Source organism: Enterobacter sp. DTU_2021_1002640_1_SI_PRY_ASU_LCPMC_013, from assembly GCF_032389435.1.
GTDB lineage: Bacteria > Pseudomonadota > Gammaproteobacteria > Enterobacterales > Enterobacteriaceae > Enterobacter > Enterobacter hormaechei_C.
Window position 1 is genome coordinate 3636400 of record NZ_CP135594.1, and the last position, 23979, is coordinate 3660378.

The 23979-nt window shown below is 53.7% G+C and carries 17 protein-coding genes, 1 tRNA gene, 3 rRNA genes and 1 other annotated feature; of the genes, 9 read left to right on the forward strand and 12 right to left on the reverse strand.

Annotated features, from left to right (window positions below; translation table 11 throughout):
- Nucleotides 1-123: 123 nt before the first annotated feature.
- The 5 genes from trxC (at nt 124) to RS584_RS17350 (ending at nt 5845) form a co-directional block, all read left to right on the forward strand.
- Nucleotides 124-543: a thioredoxin TrxC gene (gene trxC, locus RS584_RS17325; RefSeq protein ID WP_032649129.1), complete on the forward strand. Its 420-nt coding sequence runs from the start codon at nt 124-126 to the stop codon at nt 541-543.
- 70 nt (nt 544-613) lie between these two features.
- A complete protein-coding gene (gene tapT / locus RS584_RS17330; protein WP_015572132.1) occupies nt 614-1312 on the forward strand; it encodes a tRNA-uridine aminocarboxypropyltransferase in 699 nt (232 codons plus the stop codon).
- 35 nt (nt 1313-1347) lie between these two features.
- Nucleotides 1348-4011: a GNAT family N-acetyltransferase gene (locus tag RS584_RS17335; protein ID WP_315748381.1), complete on the forward strand. Its 2664-nt coding sequence runs from the start codon at nt 1348-1350 to the stop codon at nt 4009-4011.
- A 109-nt stretch (nt 4012-4120) separates the two neighbouring features.
- The gene (gene pssA / locus RS584_RS17345) at nt 4121-5476 is read left to right on the forward strand and encodes a CDP-diacylglycerol--serine O-phosphatidyltransferase (protein WP_026094276.1); all 1356 of its coding nucleotides are present in this window, start codon (nt 4121-4123) and stop codon (nt 5474-5476) included.
- Between the two features lie 45 nt (nt 5477-5521).
- Nucleotides 5522-5845, forward strand: coding sequence for a YfiM family lipoprotein (locus tag RS584_RS17350; RefSeq protein ID WP_003860739.1), 324 nt, complete (start codon nt 5522-5524; stop codon nt 5843-5845).
- Here RS584_RS17350 and RS584_RS17355 read toward each other — a convergent pair.
- The 9 genes from RS584_RS17355 to rluD form a co-directional block, all read right to left on the reverse strand.
- Nucleotides 5842-7149, reverse strand: coding sequence for an MFS family transporter (locus tag RS584_RS17355; RefSeq protein WP_315748382.1), 1308 nt, complete (start codon nt 7147-7149; stop codon nt 5842-5844). The genes RS584_RS17350 and RS584_RS17355 overlap by 4 nt on opposite strands.
- 151 nt (nt 7150-7300) lie before the next feature.
- Nucleotides 7301-7753 (reverse strand): DUF4385 domain-containing protein, encoded by a 453-nt coding sequence (locus RS584_RS17360; RefSeq protein ID WP_032619240.1) that lies wholly within the window; start codon nt 7751-7753, stop codon nt 7301-7303.
- A 128-nt stretch (nt 7754-7881) separates the two neighbouring features.
- A 5S ribosomal RNA gene (gene rrf, locus RS584_RS17365) occupies nt 7882-7997 on the reverse strand.
- 193 nt (nt 7998-8190) lie between these two features.
- Nucleotides 8191-11096, reverse strand: a 23S ribosomal RNA gene (locus RS584_RS17370).
- Between the two features lie 182 nt (nt 11097-11278).
- A tRNA-Glu gene (locus RS584_RS17375) sits at nt 11279-11354 on the reverse strand.
- 84 nt (nt 11355-11438) lie between these two features.
- A 16S ribosomal RNA gene (locus RS584_RS17380) occupies nt 11439-12980 on the reverse strand.
- The 16S, 23S and 5S rRNA genes sit together here with 1 tRNA gene alongside, the layout of an rRNA operon.
- A 426-nt stretch (nt 12981-13406) precedes the next feature.
- A complete protein-coding gene (gene clpB, locus RS584_RS17385; RefSeq protein ID WP_017692862.1) occupies nt 13407-15980 on the reverse strand; it encodes an ATP-dependent chaperone ClpB in 2574 nt (857 codons plus the stop codon).
- 129 nt (nt 15981-16109) lie between these two features.
- Nucleotides 16110-16841: a purine nucleoside phosphorylase YfiH gene (gene yfiH / locus RS584_RS17390; protein ID WP_023304261.1), complete on the reverse strand. Its 732-nt coding sequence runs from the start codon at nt 16839-16841 to the stop codon at nt 16110-16112.
- On the reverse strand, nt 16838-17818 hold the full coding sequence (gene rluD / locus RS584_RS17395) for a 23S rRNA pseudouridine(1911/1915/1917) synthase RluD (RefSeq protein ID WP_017383977.1): 981 nt from the start codon (nt 17816-17818) through the stop codon (nt 16838-16840). The genes yfiH and rluD overlap by 4 nt, the downstream gene beginning before the upstream one ends.
- 131 nt (nt 17819-17949) lie before the next feature.
- Here rluD and bamD point away from each other — a divergent pair, with 131 nt between their 5' ends.
- The 4 genes from bamD to pheA all read left to right on the forward strand — a co-directional run bounded on the left by bamD (nt 17950) and on the right by pheA (nt 20716).
- A complete protein-coding gene (bamD, locus tag RS584_RS17400) occupies nt 17950-18687 on the forward strand; it encodes an outer membrane protein assembly factor BamD (RefSeq protein WP_003863164.1) in 738 nt (245 codons plus the stop codon).
- A gap of 266 nt (nt 18688-18953) precedes the next feature.
- Entirely contained in the window at nt 18954-19295 is a 342-nt protein-coding gene (gene raiA, locus RS584_RS17405; RefSeq protein WP_003863162.1) for a ribosome-associated translation inhibitor RaiA, read from the forward strand.
- Nucleotides 19296-19399: 104 nt separating this feature from the next.
- Nucleotides 19400-19525: a sequence feature (Phe leader region), on the forward strand.
- Entirely contained in the window at nt 19401-19448 is a 48-nt protein-coding gene (pheL, locus tag RS584_RS17410; RefSeq protein ID WP_100229775.1) for a pheA operon leader peptide PheL, read from the forward strand. (Overlaps the previous feature by 48 nt.)
- A 30-nt stretch (nt 19526-19555) precedes the next feature.
- The gene (gene pheA, locus RS584_RS17415) at nt 19556-20716 is read left to right on the forward strand and encodes a bifunctional chorismate mutase/prephenate dehydratase (protein ID WP_045906907.1); all 1161 of its coding nucleotides are present in this window, start codon (nt 19556-19558) and stop codon (nt 20714-20716) included.
- Here the strand turns inward: pheA and RS584_RS17420 are convergent.
- From RS584_RS17420 to aroF, 3 genes are read right to left on the reverse strand one after another with little or no spacing between them, the layout of a single operon-like run.
- Complete coding sequence (locus RS584_RS17420; RefSeq protein ID WP_017383978.1) at nt 20713-21585, reverse strand: SMP-30/gluconolactonase/LRE family protein; 873 nt, start codon at nt 21583-21585, stop codon at nt 20713-20715. The two genes, pheA and RS584_RS17420, sit on opposite strands and share 4 nt — an antisense overlap.
- A gap of 60 nt (nt 21586-21645) precedes the next feature.
- Nucleotides 21646-22767: a bifunctional chorismate mutase/prephenate dehydrogenase gene (gene tyrA, locus RS584_RS17425; protein ID WP_023295266.1), complete on the reverse strand. Its 1122-nt coding sequence runs from the start codon at nt 22765-22767 to the stop codon at nt 21646-21648.
- A 10-nt stretch (nt 22768-22777) separates the two neighbouring features.
- Nucleotides 22778-23848: a 3-deoxy-7-phosphoheptulonate synthase AroF gene (gene aroF, locus RS584_RS17430; protein ID WP_006811632.1), complete on the reverse strand. Its 1071-nt coding sequence runs from the start codon at nt 23846-23848 to the stop codon at nt 22778-22780.
- Nucleotides 23849-23979 lie beyond the last annotated feature (131 nt).

A 23979-nucleotide genomic window follows, 5' to 3' on the forward strand; every position in this document is an offset into this window, starting at 1 on the left:
TGACTATTGTTCCCATTGAATAAAACGCATTGTCGTTTCATACAAGCTCACTGATAATATGTAACATATCAGAAACATTATCGGCGTTCTGCCGTTGTTCCACGGCTCTATCAGAGGTTAGTTATGAATACCGTATGTGCCAACTGTCAGGCTGTAAACCGCATTCCGGACGACCGGATGGATGACGGTGCGAAATGCGGGCGTTGTGGCCACGAATTATTTGATGGCGATGTCATTAACGCGACGGGTGCTACGCTGGACAAACTCCTCAAGGACGATCTGCCTGTTGTGGTCGATTTCTGGGCACCGTGGTGCGGCCCCTGCCGTAACTTTGCGCCCATCTTCGAAGACGTGGCTGAAGAGCGCAGCGGGAAAATGCGTTTTGTCAAAGTGAATACCGAAGCGGAACGTGAACTCAGCGCCCGTTTTCGCATTCGCAGCATTCCAACCATTATGATTTTCAAAAATGGTGAAGTGATCGATATGCTCAATGGTGCAGTACCGAAAGCGCCTTTCGACAGCTGGTTAAACGAATCCCTGTAACATTCACGGGGCATATCTTGTGCCCCGTTCTCTCCTCTGCGAAAATGGGGTTTTTCCTGCCTTTTCGCCCATGACTGATAACGCTGTACTTCAATTACGCGCCGAGCGCCTTGCGCGCGCCACCCGCCCTTTTCTGGCCCGAGGCAATCGTATTCGCCGCTGCCAGCGCTGCCTTTTACCGCTGAAAGTGTGTCTGTGCGAAACGCTTGCACCGAGCGAGGCGAAAAGCCGCTTTTGTCTGGTCATGTTCGATACCGAACCGATGAAGCCCAGCAACACGGGGCGTTTGATCGCCGATATTCTGCCCAACACCGCAGCGTTTCAGTGGTCGCGCACTGAGCCACCTCAGGCTCTGCTCGACCTGGTGGCAAGCCCGGACTATCAGCCCATGGTCGTTTTCCCGGCATCATATGCAGGCGAACAACGTCAGGTGCTTACGGCGCCACCATCCGGTAAGCCGCCGCTGTTTATTATGCTCGACGGCACCTGGACCGAAGCGAGAAAGATGTTTCGCAAAAGCCCTTACCTTGATGCGCTGCCGGTGATTTCCGTCGATCTGTCGCGCGTTTCGGCCTATCGCTTGCGTGAAGCGCATGCCGACGGTCAATATTGCACCGCTGAAGTCGCTATTGCGCTACTGGATCTGGCGGGCGATACCCAGGCAGCCGGCGCGCTGGGCTCCCACTTCTCCTGCTTCCGTGAACGTTATCTTGCGGGAAAAACCGTTCATAAGGGTAGCGTCACAGCAACAGAGACAGAAAGCGTTTAAAATCATCAGGTCGCTTGCATTCACGGGAGGCCTGCATGAGCCAGAGAGGGTTAGAAGCGCTACTCCGTCCGAAATCCATTGCCGTTATTGGCGCCTCGATGAAACCGGACCGCGCAGGGTATCTGATGATGCGTAACCTGCTGGCTGGCGGGTTTAACGGCCCGGTCATGCCCGTTACGCCCGCTTATAAGGCGGTACAGGGGGTACTGGCGTGGCCGGATGTGCAGAGCCTGCCTTTCGTTCCCGACCTCGCCGTGCTCTGCACGCATGCGAAACGAAACCTCGAACTGCTTGAGTCGCTCGGTCAGAAAGGCTGTAAAACCTGCATTATTCTTTCCTCGCCTCCTGAACAGCAGCCCGAACTGCTAGCCTGCGCCAGCCGCTACCAGATGCGCATTCTTGGTCCAAACAGCCTCGGTCTGCTTGCGCCTTGGCAAGGGCTGAATGCCAGTTTTTCCCCGGTTCCGATCCGTAAAGGCAAACTGGCCTTTATTTCGCAGTCGGCTGCGGTATCCAATACCATCCTCGACTGGGCGCAGCAGCGTGAGATGGGCTTTTCCTACTTCATCGCTTTGGGCGACAGCCTGGACATTGACGTCGATGAGCTGCTGGATTTCCTGGCGCGTGACAGCAAAACCAGCGCTATCCTGCTCTACCTTGAACACCTGAGCGACGCCCGTCGTTTTGTGTCGGCGTCGCGTAGCGCATCGCGTAATAAACCGATACTGGTCATCAAAAGCGGGCGCAGCCCCGCGGCTCAGCGCCTGCTACATTCCCGTTCCGGGATGGATCCCGCATGGGATGCAGCGATCCAGCGCGCCGGTCTACTGCGGGTACAGGATACGCACGAGCTTTTTTCCGCCGTCGAAACGTTAAGCCACATGCGCCCCCTGCGCGGTGAAAAGCTGATGATTGTCAGCAACGGTGCCGCTCCCGCCGCCCTGGCGCTGGACGAGCTCTGGCTACGCAACGGCAAGCTGGCCACGCTGGGTGAAGAGACGCTACAGCGCCTGCGGGACGCGTTACCGGGAAGCGTTGTTCCCGATAATCCCCTCGATTTGCGCGATGATGCCAGCAGCGATCGTTACATTAAGGCGATCACGATTTTGCTGGATAGCCAGGACTTTGATGCGCTGATGATTATCCATTCGCCCAGCGCGGTTGCGCCAGGCAGCGAAAGTGCGCGAGCGCTGATTGAGGCGGTCCGAAACCATCCCCGCGGCAAATACGTTACACTGCTGACCAACTGGTGCGGCGAGTTCTCCTCGCAGGAGGCACGGCGTCTGTTTAGTGAAGCCGGGTTGCCAACCTACCGTACCCCGGAGGGCACCATTACCGCGTTTATGCATATGGTTGAATACCGCCGCAACCAGAAGCAGCTGCGTGAAACGCCTGCTCTGCCGGGCAATCTCACCGCAAATTCGGTGGATGTGCACAGGCTTTTGCAGCAGGCCATCGAAGAGGGCGCCACTTCTCTTGATACACATGAGGTGCAACCCATTCTTGGCAGCTATGGGATGCAAACCCTGCCCACCTGGATTGCCGGCGACAGCGCTGAGGCGGTACATATCGCTGAGCAGATTGGTTATCCGGTCGCGCTGAAGCTGCGCTCTCCCGATATTCCGCACAAATCGGATGTGCAGGGCGTCATGCTGTATCTGCGCACCGCGACAGAAGTGCAACAGGCCGCGGATGCCATTATCGATCGCGTAAAAATGACGTGGCCACAGGCCCGGATCCACGGCCTGCTGGTGCAGAGCATGGCCAACCGTGCGGGTGCGCAGGAGCTGCGCGTGGTTGTCGAACACGATCCGGTTTTTGGTCCGCTCATTATGCTGGGTGAAGGCGGCGTTGAGTGGCGGCCAGAAGAACAGGCGGTTGTCGCGCTTCCTCCTCTAAACATGAACCTGGCGCGTTATTTGATTATTCAGGCCATCAAAAGCAAAAAAATCCGCGGGAGAAGCGCTCTGCGGCCGCTTGATATCGCCGGGTTAAGCCAGTTTCTGGTGAAGGTCTCAAACCTCATTGTTGACTGTGCGGAGATCCAGCGCCTGGATATCCACCCCCTTCTTGCCTCCGGAAATGAATTTACCGCGCTGGACGTGACGCTGGATATTGCGCCCTTTATCGGTGATCGGGAAAGCCGTCTCGCCATTCGTCCTTATCCTCTTCATCTGGAAGAGTGGGTGGAGATGAAAAATGGGGAACGGGCGCTGTTTCGCCCTATCCTGCCGGAAGACGAGCCGCTGCTGCGGGCGTTCATCTCGCAGGTGACGAAGGAAGATTTGTACTATCGCTATTTCAGCGAAATCAATGAATTTACCCACGACGATTTAGCCAATATGACCCAGATCGACTACGATCGAGAAATGGCGATTGTGGCGGTCCGCCGTTCCGGAGCGGAAGAGGAGATCCTCGGCGTGACGCGTGCCATTTCCGACCCGGATAACGTGGATGCGGAGTTTGCCGTACTGGTGCGTTCCGATCTTAAGGGTTTGGGGTTGGGCAGACGGCTGCTCGAAAAACTTATTGGTTATACGCGCGATCACGGATTGTCACGCCTGAATGGCATTACTATGCCAAACAATCGGGGTATGGTGACCCTGGCGCGTAAGCTCGGTTTTGACGTTGATATCCAGCTGGATGAAGGCATTGTCTCTCTGTCCCTCAGCCTGATTTCGACGGATAAACAAGAGTAAGCTGCTGGAAATGTTACCCACTTTTCGCGGCACTGGGGTATCATTGTCCGCTTATGTTGTTTGCCTGGTACAGACAACCCTTCAATGAACAGAGAAGAAACGCACTGTGATGTTGTCAAAATTTAAGCGTAATAAACATCAACAACACCTTGCTCAACTACCGAAGATTTCTCAGTCAGTTGATGATGTAGAGTTCTTTTATGCTCCCGCTCATTTCCGGGAGACGCTTCTTGAAAAGATTGCCAGCGCTACGCGACGTATTTGCATTGTGGCGCTCTATCTTGAACAAGATGAAGGTGGGCGTGCGATCCTGAACGCGCTCTATGAAGCGAAACGTCAGCGTCCGGAACTGGATGTTCGCGTGCTGGTTGACTGGCACCGTGCTCAGCGCGGCCGTATTGGTGCGGCTGCCTCGAATACCAATGCTGACTGGTATTGCCGCACGGCCCAGGAAAATCCGGGTATTGATATCCCGGTGTATGGCGTACCGGTGAATACCCGTGAAGCGCTTGGCGTTCTTCATTTTAAAGGATTTATCATTGATGACAGCGTCCTTTATAGCGGTGCCAGCCTGAATGATGTGTATCTCCATCAGCTCGATAAATACCGTTACGATCGCTACCATCTGATCCGCAATCCGCAGATGGCCGACATCATGTTCAACTGGGTTGATAAAAACCTGGTTCATGGCCGGGGTGTGCACCGTCTTGACGATCCTCATCGTCCGAAAAGCCCGGAAATCAAAAACGACGTTCGCTCCTTCCGCCAGGAACTGCGCGATGCGGTTTATCGTTTTCAGGGGGATGCCAGTAATGAAGAACTGTCCGTTACGCCTCTGGTAGGCCTGGGAAAATCCAGCCTGCTGAACAAGACCATCTTCCATTTGATGCCGTGCGCGGAGCATAAGCTCACCATCTGTACCCCGTACTTCAACCTTCCCGCCGTTCTGGTGCGTAATATCATTCAGCTGCTGCGTGATGGTAAAAAGGTGGAAATTATTGTCGGGGATAAAACGGCAAATGACTTTTTCATTCCGGAAGATCAGCCTTTCAAGATCATCGGCGCACTGCCTTATCTCTATGAGATTAACCTGCGCCGCTTCCTGAGCCGTTTACAGTACTATGTGAACACGGACCAGCTAGTTGTGCGTCTCTGGAAAGATGAAGACAACAGCTATCACCTCAAAGGAATGTGGGTGGATGATGAGTGGATGCTGCTGACCGGTAATAATCTCAACCCACGCGCCTGGCGTCTGGATTTGGAAAACGCCATCCTTATTCACGATCCTCAGCATGCGTTAGCCGCGAAACGCGATCGTGAGCTGGAGCTTATACGCACGCATACCACCGTAGTTCGTCATTATCGCGATCTGCAAAGCATCGCTGATTATCCGGTGAAAGTTCGCAAGCTGATTCGCCGTCTACGTCGGATCCGTATCGACCGCCTCATCAGCCGCATTCTGTAATACACGAGCCCTGTCATCGACGGGGCTTTTTTATGGAGTCTGTTAATGCGTACGCCTTTCCTGATAATCCCTCTTTTCCTGACCGGTTGCAGCCATATGGCTAATGATAACTGGTCGGGTCAGGATAAAGCTCAACACTTTCTGGCGTCTGCAATGTTGTCCGCTGCGGGTAATGAATATGCGCTGCACCAGGGTTATAGCCGGGATCGAAGTGCCACAATGGGTCTGATGTTCTCCATCAGCCTGGGGGCATCAAAAGAACTTTGGGATAGCCGCCCCTCGGGAAGCGGCTGGAGCTGGAAAGATTTTGCCTGGGACGTAGCCGGGGCAACAACCGGCTACGCCGTCTGGCAGATGGCGCATTACTAAAGGCGGATACCTTTTCCTTTACGATGCAGCATCAGGGAGACAATAAACGCCAGCGCCCCCATGATGGTGACATACCAGAAAAAGGTCGATTCACTGCCCCATGACTTAAGGGATAGCGCGACATACTCTGCCGAACCGCCGAACAGGGCGTTAGCGACCGCATAAGAGAGGCCTACGCCCAGCGCCCTCACCTGTTCGGGAAACATTTCCGCTTTCAAAATGCCACTGATTGCCGTGTAAAAACTAATAATAATAAGTGCCACCATAATCAAAGCGAAAGCGGCATACGGAGAGGTTGTATGCTGTAGCGCCGTCAAAAGCGGAACAGTCCCCAGGGTGAGCATGCCACCAAAGATCAGCATGGAGGTGCGGCGACCTATTTTGTCCGACAGCGCGCCAACAATCGGCTGGATGAGCATAAAGACCAGTAACGCCATCGTCATGACGACACTCGCAACGTTAGCATGCATGCCCGTGGTGTTGACCAGATATTTTTGCATATAGGTGGTGAAGGTATAGAAGCTTAGCGAGCCTGCGGCGGTAAAGCCTAATACCATCAAAAACGCTTTGCGGTTTCGCCACAGCCCTTTCATCGAACCGGCTTCTTTCAGCGCCCTGACCTCCTGCTGGGAGGTTTCATCAAGCTGACGGCGTAACCACAGCGCCACAACCGCCAGGGCAGCCCCCAGGGCAAACGGGATGCGCCAGCCCCAGGCGCGTAAATCTTCATCGCTAAGGATTTGTTGAAGGATCACCACAACCAGTAACGCCAGCAGCTGACCGCCAATGAGGGTTACATACTGGAATGATGCATAGAAACCTTTGCGCCCTTCAACAGCTACTTCGCTCATGTACGTCGCGCTGGTGCCGTATTCGCCACCCACTGACAGCCCCTGGAACAGACGTGCCAGCAGCAGCAACGCCGGTGCCCATGTTCCGATTGTGTCATATCCGGGCAGGCAGGCAATCACCAGCGAGCCGACGCACATCATGCACACAGAGATGAGCATGGATGTCTTGCGCCCTTTCCTGTCCGCGATCCTGCCGAACAGCCATCCGCCAATGGGACGCATCAGGAATCCGGCGGCAAAAACGCCTGCGGTTTGCAGAAGCTGCGTTGTAGTGTTCCCTGACGGGAAGAAGATATGTGCAAAGTAGAGTGAACAAAATGAATAGACGTAAAAATCAAACCACTCTACAAGGTTCCCCGATGAAGCTCCAACGATTGCCCAAACCCGACGGCGAGTATCCTTGCCTGCTAAACTTGTGTTATCCGTATCTGCACTGGCTACGGTTTCTGTCATTTTAAAATCCCCTGTCTCACATTGCGGGCCATTGCCCACAAACAGTAAAACCGGATTTAAAACGAATCGTTAGGTAAATAAAATGTTTCCAATATGTTTCATTGGATTTTGTGAACTCGATCAGGTATCGAATTATTAGCGGACGTAGTAATTATCCCCACGCTTGCTGGTGAGCCTTTTTTCGCTGCAAATAATCTTCATCAGCACGAATTTTATCCCACCACGTTTTGAACACCGCAGCGGCTTCTGCTTTTACTGGATCGTGATCGAGGGGTTTGACCTGGCGCTTCTCATCATACTTTTTACCGCCTTTATGATTGGCGTATCGCCGGGCACGGGTGTATCCCATCTGTATGAATTTACGCGCCATATCCATGCCGACAAAATCGTTTTTCCTGCGGTATTCTTCAAAAAGGGCGTAGATCTCTTCTGCCGAACGCGCTGCGACTTCAGCATTTTTATAACGCCAGTGCGGCAGGATTTCGCTTTTATAAGGCTCGACCATCAATACGCCCTGCTCACCCCGGCCCACCTGATACCGTTCGGGATGTTCGCGAAAATTAATATTGGCAAAATCTTGTTGATAATCAAAGGGACGAGTCAAAGCGGCACCATTGTTAAAATTGTTTTAACAATTGTAGGCCGGATAAGTGGAAGCCGCCATCCGGCATGTTTTCCACGTACAAAGCAAAAAACCCCGCACCTTACGGTACGGGGTTCTTCTTAATTGATGCCTGGCAGTTCCCTACTCTCACATGGGGAGACCCCACACTACCATCGGCGCTACGGCGTTTCACTTCTGAGTTCGGCATGGGGTCAGGTGGGACCACCGCGCTAAAGCCGCCAGGCAAATTCTTGTGCTCTGTCCTGTGTCTTTCGCACTGATACTGCGTTGGCTGCTCTCGTAAAGTCAGTCACATACCTCAGTATGCTCCTTCCTTTCCTTCGTTTGCCGCCTTGTCTCAGCGCAAAATCCTTCGGACTCTGAATCTAAGCTGAAAATCGTGTCTGTCTCTTTCGCCAAAACACCTTCGGCGTTGTAAGGTTAAGCCTCACGGTTCATTAGTATCGGTTAGCTCAACGCATCGCTGCGCTTACACACCCGACCTATCAACGTCATAGTCTTTAACGTTCCTTCAGGAGACTTAAAGTCTCAGGGAGAACTCATCTCGGGGCAAGTTTCGTGCTTAGATGCTTTCAGCACTTATCTCTTCCGCATTTAGCTACCGGGCAGTGCCATTGGCATGACAACCCGAACACCAGTGATGCGTCCACTCCGGTCCTCTCGTACTAGGAGCAGCCCCCCTCAATTCTCCAGCGCCCACGGCAGATAGGGACCGAACTGTCTCACGACGTTCTAAACCCAGCTCGCGTACCACTTTAAATGGCGAACAGCCATACCCTTGGGACCTACTTCAGCCCCAGGATGTGATGAGCCGACATCGAGGTGCCAAACACCGCCGTCGATATGAACTCTTGGGCGGTATCAGCCTGTTATCCCCGGAGTACCTTTTATCCGTTGAGCGATGGCCCTTCCATTCAGAACCACCGGATCACTATGACCTGCTTTCGCACCTGCTCGCGCCGTCACGCTCGCAGTCAAGCTGGCTTATGCCATTGCACTAACCTCCTGATGTCCGACCAGGATTAGCCAACCTTCGTGCTCCTCCGTTACTCTTTGGGAGGAGACCGCCCCAGTCAAACTACCCACCAGACACTGTCCGCAACCCGGATTACGGGTCCACGTTAGAACACCAGCCATTAAAGGGTGGTATTTCAAGGTTGGCTCCACGCAGACTGGCGTCCACGCTTCAAAGCCTCCCACCTATCCTACACATCAAGGACCAGTGTTCAGTGTCAAGCTATAGTAAAGGTTCACGGGGTCTTTCCGTCTTGCCGCGGGTACACTGCATCTTCACAGCGAGTTCAATTTCACTGAGTCTCGGGTGGAGACAGCCTGGCCATCATTACGCCATTCGTGCAGGTCGGAACTTACCCGACAAGGAATTTCGCTACCTTAGGACCGTTATAGTTACGGCCGCCGTTTACCGGGGCTTCGATCAAGAGCTTCGCGTTGCCGCTAACCCCATCAATTAACCTTCCGGCACCGGGCAGGCGTCACACCGTATACGTCCACTTTCGTGTTTGCACAGTGCTGTGTTTTTAATAAACAGTTGCAGCCAGCTGGTATCTTCGACTGATTTCAGCTCCGCCCGCAGGGGCTTCACCTACATATCAGCGTGCCTTCTCCCGAAGTTACGGCACCATTTTGCCTAGTTCCTTCACCCGAGTTCTCTCAAGCGCCTTGGTATTCTCTACCTGACCACCTGTGTCGGTTTGGGGTACGATTTCGTGTTACCTGATGCTTAGAGGCTTTTCCTGGAAGCAGGGCATTTATCACTTCAGCACCGTAGTGCCTCGTCATCACACCTCAGCGTTAACAAGGAACCGGATTTACCTGGAACCTCCGCCTACATGCTTAAACCGGGACAACCGTCGCCCGGCTGACATAGCCTTCTCCGTCCCCCCTTCGCAGTAACACCAAGTACAGGAATATTAACCTGTTTCCCATCGACTACGCCTTTCGGCCTCGCCTTAGGGGTCGACTCACCCTGCCCCGATTAACGTTGGACAGGAACCCTTGGTCTTCCGGCGAGCGGGCTTTTCACCCGCTTTATCGTTACTTATGTCAGCATTCGCACTTCTGATACCTCCAGCATGCCTCACAGCACACCTTCAACGGCTTACAGAACGCTCCCCTACCCAACAACGCATAAGCGTCGCTGCCGCAGCTTCGGTGCATGGTTTAGCCCCGTTACATCTTCCGCGCAGGCCGACTCGACCAGTGAGCTATTACGCTTTCTTTAAATGATGGCTGCTTCTAAGCCAACATCCTGGCTGTCTGTGCCTTCCCACATCGTTTCCCACTTAACCATGACTTTGGGACCTTAGCTGGCGGTCTGGGTTGTTTCCCTCTTCACGACGGACGTTAGCACCCGCCGTGTGTCTCCCGTGATAACATTCTTCGGTATTCGTAGTTTGCATCGGGTTGGTAAGCCGGGATGGCCCCCTAGCCGAAACAGTGCTCTACCCCCGAAGATGAGTTCACGAGGCGCTACCTAAATAGCTTTCGGGGAGAACCAGCTATCTCCCGGTTTGATTGGCCTTTCACCCCCAGCCACAGGTCATCCGCTAATTTTTCAACATTAGTCGGTTCGGTCCTCCAGTTAGTGTTACCCAACCTTCAACCTGCCCATGGCTAGATCACCGGGTTTCGGGTCTATACCCTGCAACTTAACGCCCAGTTAAGACTCGGTTTCCCTTCGGCTCCCCTATACGGTTAACCTTGCTACAGAATATAAGTCGCTGACCCATTATACAAAAGGTACGCAGTCACCCCATAAAGAGGCTCCCACTGCTTGTACGTACACGGTTTCAGGTTCTTTTTCACTCCCCTCGCCGGGGTTCTTTTCGCCTTTCCCTCACGGTACTGGTTCACTATCGGTCAGTCAGGAGTATTTAGCCTTGGAGGATGGTCCCCCCATATTCAGACAGGATACCACGTGTCCCGCCCTACTCTTCGAGTTCACAGCAAGTGTGCTTTCGTGTACGGGACTATCACCCTGTACCGTCGGACTTTCCAGACCGTTCCACTAACACACAAGCTGATTCAGACTCCGGGCTGCTCCCCGTTCGCTCGCCGCTACTGGGGGAATCTCGGTTGATTTCTTTTCCTCGGGGTACTTAGATGTTTCAGTTCCCCCGGTTCGCCTCGTTAACCTATGTATTCAGTTAACGATAGTGCAACGGATTGCACTGGGTTTCCCCATTCGGACATCGCCGGGTCAAGGGTTCATATCACCTCGCCGGCGCTTTTCGCAGATTAGCACGTCCTTCATCGCCTCTGACTGCCAGGGCATCCACCGTGTACGCTTAGTCGCTTAACCTCACAACCCGAAGATGTTTCACTTCTGATTGCGAAAATTTGAGAGACTCGAACACACATGAGCTGTGTGTCGTTTCAATTTTCAGCTTGATCCAGATTTTTAAAGAGCAAATATCTCAAACATGACTCGCAAGTCAGTTTTGAGATATTAAGGCAGGTGACTTTCACTCACGAACCAGCAAGTGGCGTCCCCTAGGGGATTCGAACCCCTGTTACCGCCGTGAAAGGGCGGTGTCCTGGGCCTCTAGACGAAGGGGACGTACAGTCTCAATCGCAAGACGCCTTGCTATTTACTTTTCATCAGACAATCTGTGTGGACACTACAAAGGCAGGTTCTTTAAGGTAAGGAGGTGATCCAACCGCAGGTTCCCCTACGGTTACCTTGTTACGACTTCACCCCAGTCATGAATCACAAAGTGGTAAGCGCCCTCCCGAAGGTTAAGCTACCTACTTCTTTTGCAACCCACTCCCATGGTGTGACGGGCGGTGTGTACAAGGCCCGGGAACGTATTCACCGTGGCATTCTGATCCACGATTACTAGCGATTCCGACTTCATGGAGTCGAGTTGCAGACTCCAATCCGGACTACGACGCACTTTATGAGGTCCGCTTGCTCTCGCGAGGTCGCTTCTCTTTGTATGCGCCATTGTAGCACGTGTGTAGCCCTACTCGTAAGGGCCATGATGACTTGACGTCATCCCCACCTTCCTCCAGTTTATCACTGGCAGTCTCCTTTGAGTTCCCGGCCGGACCGCTGGCAACAAAGGATAAGGGTTGCGCTCGTTGCGGGACTTAACCCAACATTTCACAACACGAGCTGACGACAGCCATGCAGCACCTGTCTCAGAGTTCCCGAAGGCACCAAAGCATCTCTGCTAAGTTCTCTGGATGTCAAGAGTAGGTAAGGTTCTTCGCGTTGCATCGAATTAAACCACATGCTCCACCGCTTGTGCGGGCCCCCGTCAATTCATTTGAGTTTTAACCTTGCGGCCGTACTCCCCAGGCGGTCGACTTAACGCGTTAGCTCCGGAAGCCACGCCTCAAGGGCACAACCTCCAAGTCGACATCGTTTACGGCGTGGACTACCAGGGTATCTAATCCTGTTTGCTCCCCACGCTTTCGCACCTGAGCGTCAGTCTTTGTCCAGGGGGCCGCCTTCGCCACCGGTATTCCTCCAGATCTCTACGCATTTCACCGCTACACCTGGAATTCTACCCCCCTCTACAAGACTCTAGCCTGCCAGTTTCGAATGCAGTTCCCAGGTTGAGCCCGGGGATTTCACATCCGACTTGACAGACCGCCTGCGTGCGCTTTACGCCCAGTAATTCCGATTAACGCTTGCACCCTCCGTATTACCGCGGCTGCTGGCACGGAGTTAGCCGGTGCTTCTTCTGCGGGTAACGTCAATCGACAAGGTTATTAACCTTATCGCCTTCCTCCCCGCTGAAAGTACTTTACAACCCGAAGGCCTTCTTCATACACGCGGCATGGCTGCATCAGGCTTGCGCCCATTGTGCAATATTCCCCACTGCTGCCTCCCGTAGGAGTCTGGACCGTGTCTCAGTTCCAGTGTGGCTGGTCATCCTCTCAGACCAGCTAGGGATCGTCGCCTAGGTGAGCCGTTACCCCACCTACTAGCTAATCCCATCTGGGCACATCCGATGGCAAGAGGCCCGAAGGTCCCCCTCTTTGGTCTTGCGACGTTATGCGGTATTAGCTACCGTTTCCAGTAGTTATCCCCCTCCATCAGGCAGTTTCCCAGACATTACTCACCCGTCCGCCACTCGTCAGCGAAGCAGCAAGCTGCTTCCTGTTACCGTTCGACTTGCATGTGTTAGGCCTGCCGCCAGCGTTCAATCTGAGCCATGATCAAACTCTTCAATTTAAGTTTGATGCTCGTGAATTAAACTTCGTAATGAATTACGTGTTCACTCGTTGAGACTTGGTATTCATTTTTCGTCTTGCGACGTTAAGAATCCATGTCACTTTGAGTGCCCACACAGATTGTCTGATAAATTGTTAAAGAGCAGTGCCGCTTCGTTTTCGCTGCGGCGCGGGTGGTGCATATTACGCTTTCCCGCTTCAGAGTCAAGCGTTTGTTTTGCTTTTCTCTGCTGACCCGGCGGCTTGCGTGCCGTTGTTCCGTGTCAGTGGAGGCGCATTATAGGGAGTAATTCCGAACCTGCAAGGATAAAGTGAAAATTATTTACTGACCGCTCATTTTCCAGGCAAATCACATCCCAGACCTCAATTTTCGCCTGGTTTTTAAACAAAAACGAGCCGCAAGCGGCCCGTTTTTGCGTTTTGTGACTTACTGCACTGCCACAATGCGATCGTCGTTGGCTTCCAGACGAATAACTTTGCCCGGAACCAGCTCCCCAGAGAGGATTTGCTGTGCCAGCGGGTTTTCGATCTGCTGCTGGATAGCACGTTTTAACGGACGCGCACCATAAACAGGATCGTAACCATTCTCGCTCAGCAGTTTCAGCGCATCGTCGGAAATGTGGATTTCATACCCACGCTCTTCCAGACGTTTGTACAGACGCTGCAACTGGATCTGCGCAATCGACGCGATGTGTTTCTCGCCCAGCGGATGGAACACGACCACTTCATCAATACGGTTGATGAACTCCGGACGGAAGTTTTGGCTGACCACACCCAGCACAAGATCTTTCATATGGCTGTAATCCAGCTCACCGAAGCGTTCCTGAATCAAATCGGAACCCAGGTTCGAGGTCATGATCACCACCGTGTTACGGAAGTCGACCGTTCTTCCCTGCCCGTCCGTCAGACGCCCATCATCCAGCACCTGCAACAGAATGTTAAACACGTCAGGATGAGCCTTTTCCACTTCATCCAGCAGGATGACGGAATAAGGACGACGACGAACCGCTTCCGTCAGGTAACCGCCCTCTTCATAACCGACATATCCCGGAGGCGCACCGACCAGACGCGAGACGGAGTGTTTCTCCATAAACTCGGACATATCGATACGCACCATTGCGTCATCGCTGTCGAACATAAAGTTAGCCAGCGCTTTACACAGCTCGGTTTTACCGACACCGGTTGGCCCCAGGAAAAGGAACGAGCCGATTGGACGATTCGGATCGGACAGCCCCGCACGGCTACGACGAATGGCGTTAGATACCGCTTCGACCGCTTCGTTCTGTCCAATGACGCGCTGATGCAGATCCTGCTCCATACGCAGCAGTTTCTCACGTTCGCTTTCCATCATGCGAGCCACAGGAATGCCCGTCCAGCGCGCCAGCACTTCGGCAATCTCGGCATCCGTCACTTTATTACGCAACAGACGCATGGTTTTGCCTTCCGACTGCGTGGCGATCTCAAGCTGTTTTTCCAGCTCAGGGATCTTGCCGTACTGTAGCTCGGACATCCGCGCCAGATCTCCTACGCGACGGGCCTGCTCAATGGCAATTTTCGCCTGCTCCAGCTCCGCCTTGATTGTCTGGGTGCCAGAGAGGGAGGCTTTCTCAGCTTTCCACTCTTCTTCCAGCTCAGAATACTGACGCTCTTTCTCGTCCAGTTCTTCGTTAAGCATATCGAGGCGTTTCTTACTCGCTTCATCAGACTCTTTGTTCAGCGCCTGCTGTTCCAGCTTGAGCTGGATAATACGGCGATCGAGTCGGTCCAGCTCTTCCGGTTTCGAGTCAATCTGCATACGGATGCTGGACGCCGCTTCATCGATAAGGTCGATGGCTTTATCCGGCAACTGACGGTCGGCAATGTAACGATGCGAAAGCGTCGCCGCCGCAACGATGGCCGGGTCTGTGATCTGCACGTGATGGTGCAGCTCATAACGCTCTTTCAGACCACGCAAAATAGCGATGGTATCTTCAACGCTTGGTTCAGCGACAAACACCTTCTGGAAGCGACGCTCCAGCGCGGCATCTTTTTCAATGTATTGACGATACTCGTCCAGCGTAGTGGCGCCGACGCAGTGAAGTTCACCACGTGCCAGCGCAGGTTTCAGCATGTTCCCGGCATCCATTGCGCCGTCAGCTTTACCCGCCCCCACCATGGTGTGCAGTTCGTCGATAAACAGGATGACGTTACCTTCCTGTTTCGCCAGATCGTTCAGCACGCCTTTCAGACGCTCTTCAAATTCACCGCGGTATTTCGCCCCGGCCACCAGCGCGCCCATATCCAGCGCCAGTACGCGACGGCCTTTCAGCCCTTCGGGCACTTCGCCATTAACGATACGCTGCGCCAGCCCTTCAACGATGGCGGTTTTACCGACGCCAGGCTCACCAATCAGCACCGGGTTGTTTTTGGTACGACGTTGCAGTACCTGGATAGTCCGACGAATTTCTTCGTCACGGCCGATTACCGGGTCAAGTTTGCCCTGCTCGGCACGTTCGGTCAGGTCGACCGTAAATTTCTTCAAAGCCTGACGTTGGTCTTCGGCTCCCTGGTCGTTCACGCTTTCACCTCCGCGCATTTTCTCAATCGCCTGGGTCACATTAGCGGTGGTTGCACCGGCGGATTTCAGCAGGTCGGTTAAGGTACCGCGTGATTCAAGCGCCGCCAGAACAAACAGCTCTGACGAAATAAAGTTGTCCCCACGTTTTTGCGCCAGCTTGTCGCAAAGGTTCAGCACGCGCACCAGATCCTGCGACGGCTGCACGTCGCCGCCGGTACCTTCTACCTGCGGTAAACGGCTCAGCGCCTGATCGATGGCGGTGCGTAACTGGCCGGCATTAATGCCAGCGGACGTTAATAAAGGACGTACCGATCCCCCTTCCTGATTCAGCAAGGCGCTCATTAAATGAAGAGGTTCGATAAATTGGTTGTCGTGCCCCAGTGCAAGGGACTGGGCATCGGCGAGAGCAAGCTGGAATTTATTAGTAAGACGATCCAGACGCATAACTCCTCCCATAACAGGTCAAATTTGCTACTGGAGATTAAATGAGGTCATCCCTCAATTATTCAAGGTTAATAACCTGAATTATGTGAAAAGAAAACGGCGCGTACCGGATCGTCTTGATTCTTTAGGTTATATCAGCCAAATGAAACTTGCCATACGACCTGTCGTCTTGTCGCGGCGATAGGAGAAAAAATCACCCTTTTCGGTGAAGGTACAGCGATCTCCGCCGAAGATTTGGGTCACGCCGACGTTATTCAGGCGCTGGCGGGCAAGCTGGTAAATATCGGCCAGATATTTATCTCCGGAAGCCACAAACGCTTCGACCGCTTGCGGATCTTTTTCCATAAAGGCATCGCGCACTTCGGGCCCTACCTCAAACGCCTGCGGGCCAATCGCCGGGCCAAGCCAGGCGATGAGATTTGCAGAATCGTCATGGAAGCAGGCAACGGTCTCTTCCAGCACACCTTCGCACAGGCCTCGCCATCCGGCGTGGGCAGCAGCCACTTCAGTTCCTGCCTGATTGCAGAACAACACCGGCAGGCAATCAGCGGTCATCACCGCGCAAACCGTTCCCGGCGTATTGCTGTACGAAGCATCGGCGCGCTTAGACGCATAGGGCTCACCCGTCAGCTTCAGCACCGCTTTACCGTGCACCTGCTCAAGCCAGACCGGTTTTGAAGGAAGGTTTCCCGCAGCAAAGAGGCGTTTACGGTTCTCTTCAACGTGCTCCAGGTTATCGCCACAGTGCGCACCGAGGTTCAGAGACTCCCACGCGCCCTGGCTCACGCCACCGATACGGGTTGAACTACAGGCGGCCACGCCTTCAGGCAGTGGCCACTCCGGGACAATCAGTTTGGTCATAACCAGTCCACGTGATCCTTATGTTCTTCGAAATCTGCGCGCATCGCGTCGATAAGTTCCACCATATCCTGTGGGATCGGCGCATGCCATTCCATCTGAATTCCAGTAATTGGGTGGTAAAGACGCAGCATCGTCGCATGCAGCGCCTGGCGATCGAATTTACGCAGCACGGAGATGAATTCATCCGATGCGCCCTTTGGTGGACGCGGACGACCGCCGTAAACCGGGTCACCCACCAGCGGATGGGTAATATGCGCCATGTGCACGCGGATCTGGTGAGTACGCCCGGTTTCCAGACGCAGACGCAGGCGCGTATGAATACGGAAATGTTCCATGATGCGGTAGTGGGTTACCGCCGGTTTACCCATCGGGTGTACGGACATATGCGTACGCTTGGTTGGGTGACGGCTGATAGGCTCTTCCACCGTGCCGCCAGAGGTCATATGACCAATCGCCACCGCTTCATATTCACGGGTAATTTCGCGCAATTGCAAAGATTCCACCAGGCGAGTCTGAGCTGGGACCGTCTTCGCCACCACCATCAGACCCGTGGTGTCTTTATCCAGACGGTGAACGATACCGGCACGCGGTACGTCGGCTATCGGTGGATAATAATGAAGGAGAGCGTTAAGTACCGTACCGTCAGGATTGCCCGCGCCCGGATGAACAACAAAGTCGCGCGGCTTGTTGATGACCAGAATATCGTCATCTTCGTAGACGATATCCAGCGGGATATCCTGCGGCTCGAAGCGGACTTCCTCTTCGATTTCAGCATTGATGGCGACAGCTTCCCCACCAAACACTTTCTCTTTTGGTTTGTCCCAGATCTTGCCGTTTACCAGCACGCGCTGGTCAAGGATCCATTCTTTTATGCGTGAACGCGAATAATCAGGGAACAATTCGGCCAAAGCCTGATCTAAGCGTTGACCGAGCTGATTTTCGGAGACTGTTGCGGTGAGTTCTACTCGTTGTGCCATAAACTGCTTCTTCGTTTAACGTTGGGTTTTACGGCTTTGCCGTTTAATATAGTGTGCTATTGTAGCTGGTCTTAATCGGGAGCAGGAACTGAGTTTCTCCCGGACAAACATTTGAGGAAAGTCAAAACGTCATGACGCGCATGAAATATCTGGTGGCAGCGGCCACGTTGAGCCTGGCTTTGGTGGGCTGCTCCGGTTCGAATGAACAGGTCCCTGACAATCCGCCGAATGAAATCTATGCGACTGCACAACAAAAGTTGCAGGACGGTAACTGGAAACAAGCGATAACGCAACTGGAAGCGTTGGATAATCGCTATCCGTTTGGCCCGTATTCGCAGCAGGTACAGTTAGATCTTATCTACGCCTACTACAAAAATGCCGATCTGCCGCTGGCTCAGGCAACGATCGATCGTTTCATGCGTCTGAACCCTACCCATCCTAACATCGATTACGTGATGTACATGCGCGGCCTGACTAACATGGCGCTGGATGACAGTGCATTGCAGGGCTTCTTCGGGGTGGATCGTTCCGACCGTGACCCGCAACATGCGCGTGATGCTTTCAATGACTTCTCCAAACTGGTGCGTAGCTACCCGAACAGCCAGTACATTACCGATGCCACTAAGCGTCTGGTGTTCCTGAAAGATCGTCTGGCGAAATATGAGTACTCCGTTGCGGAATACTACACCCGCCGTGGCGCATGGGTTGCCGTGGTTAACCGTGTAGAAGGCATGCTGCGTGATTATCCGGATACCCAGGCCACGCGTGATGGCCTGAAGCTGATGGAAAATGCGTATCGCCAGATGCAGATGACGGCTCAGGCTGACAAAGTGGCGAAAATCATCGCCGCGAACAGCAGCAACACCTGATACCGCTACAACGCATAACGGCAGCCGCGGGCTGCCGTTTTTTTATTCTTTCACACTTACGCTGAAGCGGTTTAGCTTTAACACATCCATTCAACTATGACCGCAATTGTTGGCTTCGACAAGGTAAATCTCACCTCTTCCTGCCCTGCCTCACAAAAAAGATTCCCTGACAAAAACCGACAAAATAACGTGATCTAAATCACACATTTTGACATTAGGTCGGGTATGCTGGAATCACCAAGACGGAAAGACAAGAGGTAAAATTTATGACAATGAACATTACCAGTAAACAAATGGAAATTACTCCGGCAATCCGCCAGCACGTCGCAGACCGTCTCGCCAAACTGGATAAATGGCAAACACATTTGATTAATCCACATATCATCCTGTCCAAGGAGCCGCAGGGTTTCATCGCTGATGCAACTATCAATACTCCAAACGGCCATCTGGTCGCCAGCGCAAAACACGAGGATATGTACACCGCAATTAACGATTTGATCAACAAGCTGGAACGACAGCTCAATAAAGTGCAACACAAAGGTGAAGCACGTCGCGCCGCAACCTCGGTGAAAGACGCCAGCTTCGCGGAAGAAGTTGAAGAAGAGTAATCCTCTAAAATTGAGTGTACCGACAACGCGCCTTCGGGCGCGTTTTTTATTGACAGGATCAAAACAGTGCAGGTACTTTAACCCTATCAATTTCAGGATGACTTTATGAAACAGACGCCGTTTTTCTTCGCATTCTTTTTTACCTTCCCCTGACCGGGAGGCGTTTCGTCGTGTGATAAAGAATGCGAAGACGAACAACAAGGCCTCCCACACCGGGAGGCCTTTTTTATTGATAACGATAAAATGAGACAGACAACACTATGACACCGGAAAACCCGCTCCTGGATTTACGCGTAAAAATCAGTGCACTCGACGAAAAATTACTGGCCCTGCTGGCAGAACGCCGCGCGCTCGCCGTTGAAGTGGGCAAAGCCAAGCTCGAGTCCCATCGGCCGGTGCGCGATATCGATCGCGAACGTGATTTACTGGAACGGTTGATTCAACTCGGCAAAGCGCATCATCTGGATGCGCACTACATCACCCGCCTGTTCCAGCTCATCATCGAAGACTCCGTTCTGACGCAACAAGCCCTGCTCCAGCAGCATCTGAACAAAACCAACCCGCACTCTGCTCGTATCGCTTTCCTCGGCCCGAAAGGGTCCTATTCTCACCTGGCAGCTCGCCAGTACGCAGCCCGCCATTTCGAAGAGTTTATTGAGAGCGGCTGCGCGAAATTTGCAGACATCTTCAACCAGGTCGAAACCGGCCAGGCAGATTACGCCGTGGTGCCTATTGAGAACACCAGTTCCGGCGCCATCAACGATGTTTACGATCTGCTCCAGCACACCAGCCTGTCGTTAGTCGGCGAGTTGACTATCCCTATCGATCACTGTGTGCTGGTCTCTGGCTCAACCGATCTGAGTCAGATCGAAACGGTGTACAGCCACCCGCAGCCGTTCCAGCAGTGCAGCCAGTTCCTGAACCGTTATCCGCACTGGAAAATTGAATACACCGAAAGCACCTCGGCGGCGATGGAAAAAGTGGCGCAGGCAAACTCTTCTGCCATCGCGGCTCTCGGTAGCGAAGCGGGCGGCGCGCTGTATGGCTTACAGGTGCTGGAACGCAATCTGGCCAACCAGACGCAGAATATCACCCGTTTCGTGGTTCTGGCCCGCAAGGCCATCAACGTGTCGGACCAGGTCCCGGCGAAAACCACCCTGCTGATGGCGACCGGCCAGCAGGCGGGTGCGCTGGTTGAAGCGCTGCTGGTGCTGCGTAATCACAACCTGATCATGACGAAGCTGGAATCCCGCCCAATACATGGCAACCCGTGGGAAGAAATGTTTTATCTCGACGTTCAGGCCAACCTGGAGTCTGCGTCCATGCAGAAAGCCCTGCGCGAACTGGGCGAGATCACACGCTCCATGAAAGTGCTGGGCTGCTATCCGAGCGAAAACGTGGTCCCGGTCGATCCGGCTTAACGTTCGATAAAGCGGCTTTTCTTCATCCCTGCCACATTTACAGGCAGGGTGAAGATGGCACCGGAAAGCGGATATTTCGCCAGCTCCTCCGCCTCCATATTTTCCCGCGTGGTGGTGATAAACAGCGTTTTCATATCGTCGCCGCCAAAGCAGACCATTGTCGGGCAGCGTACCGGCAGCCGATACTCTTCCAGCTGTTCGCCTTGCGGTGAAAACCGTGCGATACGCCAGCCGTCAAACAGTGCGCTCCAGTAGCAGCCTTCCTCATCCATTGCCGCACCGTCGGGTATACCTTCTCCCTCGCTAAACCGGCGAAACTCTTCGCGCTTACCGGGTTCTCCCTGCTCATCAAGCGGCGTACGGTAGATCACGCCGTTCGGCGTATCAGAAGTAAACATCCACCGTTTATCAGGACTAAACGCTAAACCGTTATGCCCGTGAATATCGCACTGGATCACTTGCGGCGTCAGGTCGTTGTCGATACGCATCAGCATGGCGCCGTTATAATCTCCCGGCCCCCAGAACGTGCCCGCATAAAACCGTCCCTGATGATCGGTACCGCCATCGTTAAAGCGCGCAAGCTGCGGGTTGGACGGGTTATCGCAAACCTTACGCTGGAGCAGGCCGTGTTTATCGGTCAGCCAGATGGCGTTTCGCATCGCGACGATAAATCCGCCGCGTTCACGCAGGGCAAAACATCCAACTTCTTCATGGAATGAGAGCACCGAGTGTTCCGCGGTGGGCAGATGGTACCGATGGATCTCCCCTTCCAGGATATCCGCCCAGTAGAGCGCCTTCTCGTCTGCACTCCACGTCGGGCATTCGGGCAGATGCCCGGTATAGTTCAACAGCAGCTGCGGTTCAGCCATGACAGTTCCCCAAAATGAAAAAAGCCAGCAATGCTGGCTTTCAGTATATACATCATCGCATTACTGGCGACTGTCATTTGCCTGGCGCAACAGCGTGCGGCTTTCACTCTGGAATCGCGTGGCGTAATCACCGAACCAGTGCTCCACTTTACGGAAACTGTCGATAAAGGCTTGTTTATCGCCGTGTTCCAGCAAGGTGATCGCTTCGCCAAAACGCTGATAATAGCGCTTGATCAGCGCCAGATTATTTTCAGACGACATGATGATGTCGGCGTAAAGCTGCGGATCCTGGGCAAACAGTCGCCCGACCATCGCCAGCTCCAGACGATAGATTGGCGAGGAAAGCGCCAGCAATTGTTCAAGCTGAACGTTCTCTTCCGCCAGGTGCAGCCCATAGGCGAAGGTTGCAAAGTGGCGTAGCGCCTGAATAAACGCCATGTTCTGGTCATGCTCTACCGCGCTAATGCGGTGCAAACGTGCCCCCCAGACCTGGATCTGTTCCAGGAACCACTGGTAGGCTTCCGGCTGCCGTCCGTCACAGTAAACCACTACCTGCTTCGCCAGGCTTCCGCTGTCCGGGCCAAACATCGGGTGTAACCCAAGCACGGGGCCAGTGTGCGCCGCCAGCATTGCCTGTAGCGGACCATTTTTAACGGAGGCCAGGTCCACTAGAATGCAATCTTCCGGCAGCGGAGGAAGTTTCGCGATTATTTGCTCCGTCACATGGATCGGCACGCTGACGATAACCATTCCGGCGTCTTTCATCAGCTCCGGCGCGTGCGACCAGTCCTCTTTCTCCAGAATACGCACCTGATAGCCAGAAAGCGTCAGCATTTTCTCAAACAGACGCCCCATCTGCCCGCCACCACCGACGATAACCACCGGGCGCAGCGACGGACAGAGGCTTTTGAAGCCCTTGTCGTTTTCGCTGGAATAGGACTCCCGCATCACGCGACGCAGGACGTCCTCAATCAAATCAGGTGAAACGCCCAAGGCCTGCGCCTCTTTACGGCGGGAGGCTAGCATAGAGGCCTCACGCTCCGGAACGTAAATCGGCAGTCCGTATTTACTTTTAACCTCGCCGACCTCAGCAACCAGTGCCATGCGGCGCGCCAGAAGATCCAACAACGCCTTATCCACTTCATCAATTTGATCGCGTAATGCGGTCAATTCAGCAACCATAACTACCCTCTTATGCCAGACGCGTCGCCAGCTGGCCGTTCAAATCTTTGTGGATCTCACGCAGCAGCGCATCGGTGGTTTCCCAGCTAATGCAGGCATCGGTGACCGAGACGCCGGGCTTCATCGCGCTACGCGGCTGTTCCGATGACTGATTGCCTTCATGAATATTACTTTCAATCATCAGGCCGATAATTGAACGGTTGCCATCTTTAATCTGAGCAATCACAGATTCTGCAACCGCAGGCTGGCGACGGTAATCTTTATTCGAATTACCATGACTGCAATCTACCATCAGCGCCGGACGCAGTCCCGCCTGTTCCATCTCTTTTTCACACTGCGCGACATCCGCCGGGCTGTAGTTTGGCGCTTTACCACCGCGCAGGATCACATGCCCGTCCGGGTTGCCCTGCGTTTGCAGCAGGCATACCTGGCCCGCCTGGTTGATCCCGACAAAACGATGGGGCATGGCGGCGGCGCGCATGGCGTTAATCGCCGTGGCCAGGCTGCCGTCGGTACCGTTTTTAAAACCAACCGGCATAGACAGGCCAGACGCCATCTCGCGGTGGGTTTGTGACTCGGTGGTGCGCGCCCCAATCGCAGACCAGCTAAACAGATCGCCGAGGTACTGCGGGCTGTTCGGATCCAGCGCCTCGGTTGCCAGCGGCAGCCCCATGCTGACCAGCTCTACCAGCAGGCGACGCGCAATTTTCAGGCCGGCCTCCACATCAAACGAGCCATCCATGTGCGGATCGTTGATCAACCCTTTCCAGCCAACGGTCGTACGTGGCTTCTCAAAATAGACGCGCATCACCAGATAGAGGCTATCGCTGACCTCCTCCGCTAATGCTTTAAATCGACGAGCGTACTCAATGGCGGTTTCAGGATCGTGAATAGAGCAAGGACCACATACCACCAGCAGGCGCGGATCGCGGCCAGCGATAATGTCAGAAATGGTCTGGCGCGAGTGCTCAATCTGAGCTTCCTGCGCGACGCTTAGCGGGAATTCCGCCTTCAGTTGATCCGGGGTGATTAACACCTGTTCGTCAGTGATATGTACGTTGTTCAGCGCGTCTTTTTGCATGATTGCGATCCTGTCAAACTCGTTTGCGATAGTGGTTTTCCTCGAAGAGGTGACACAACGATATCACATTAAGTAAAGATTTCAATCCAAAATACGTACACATTACTTTACATCAACCCTTTAAGGCAAAA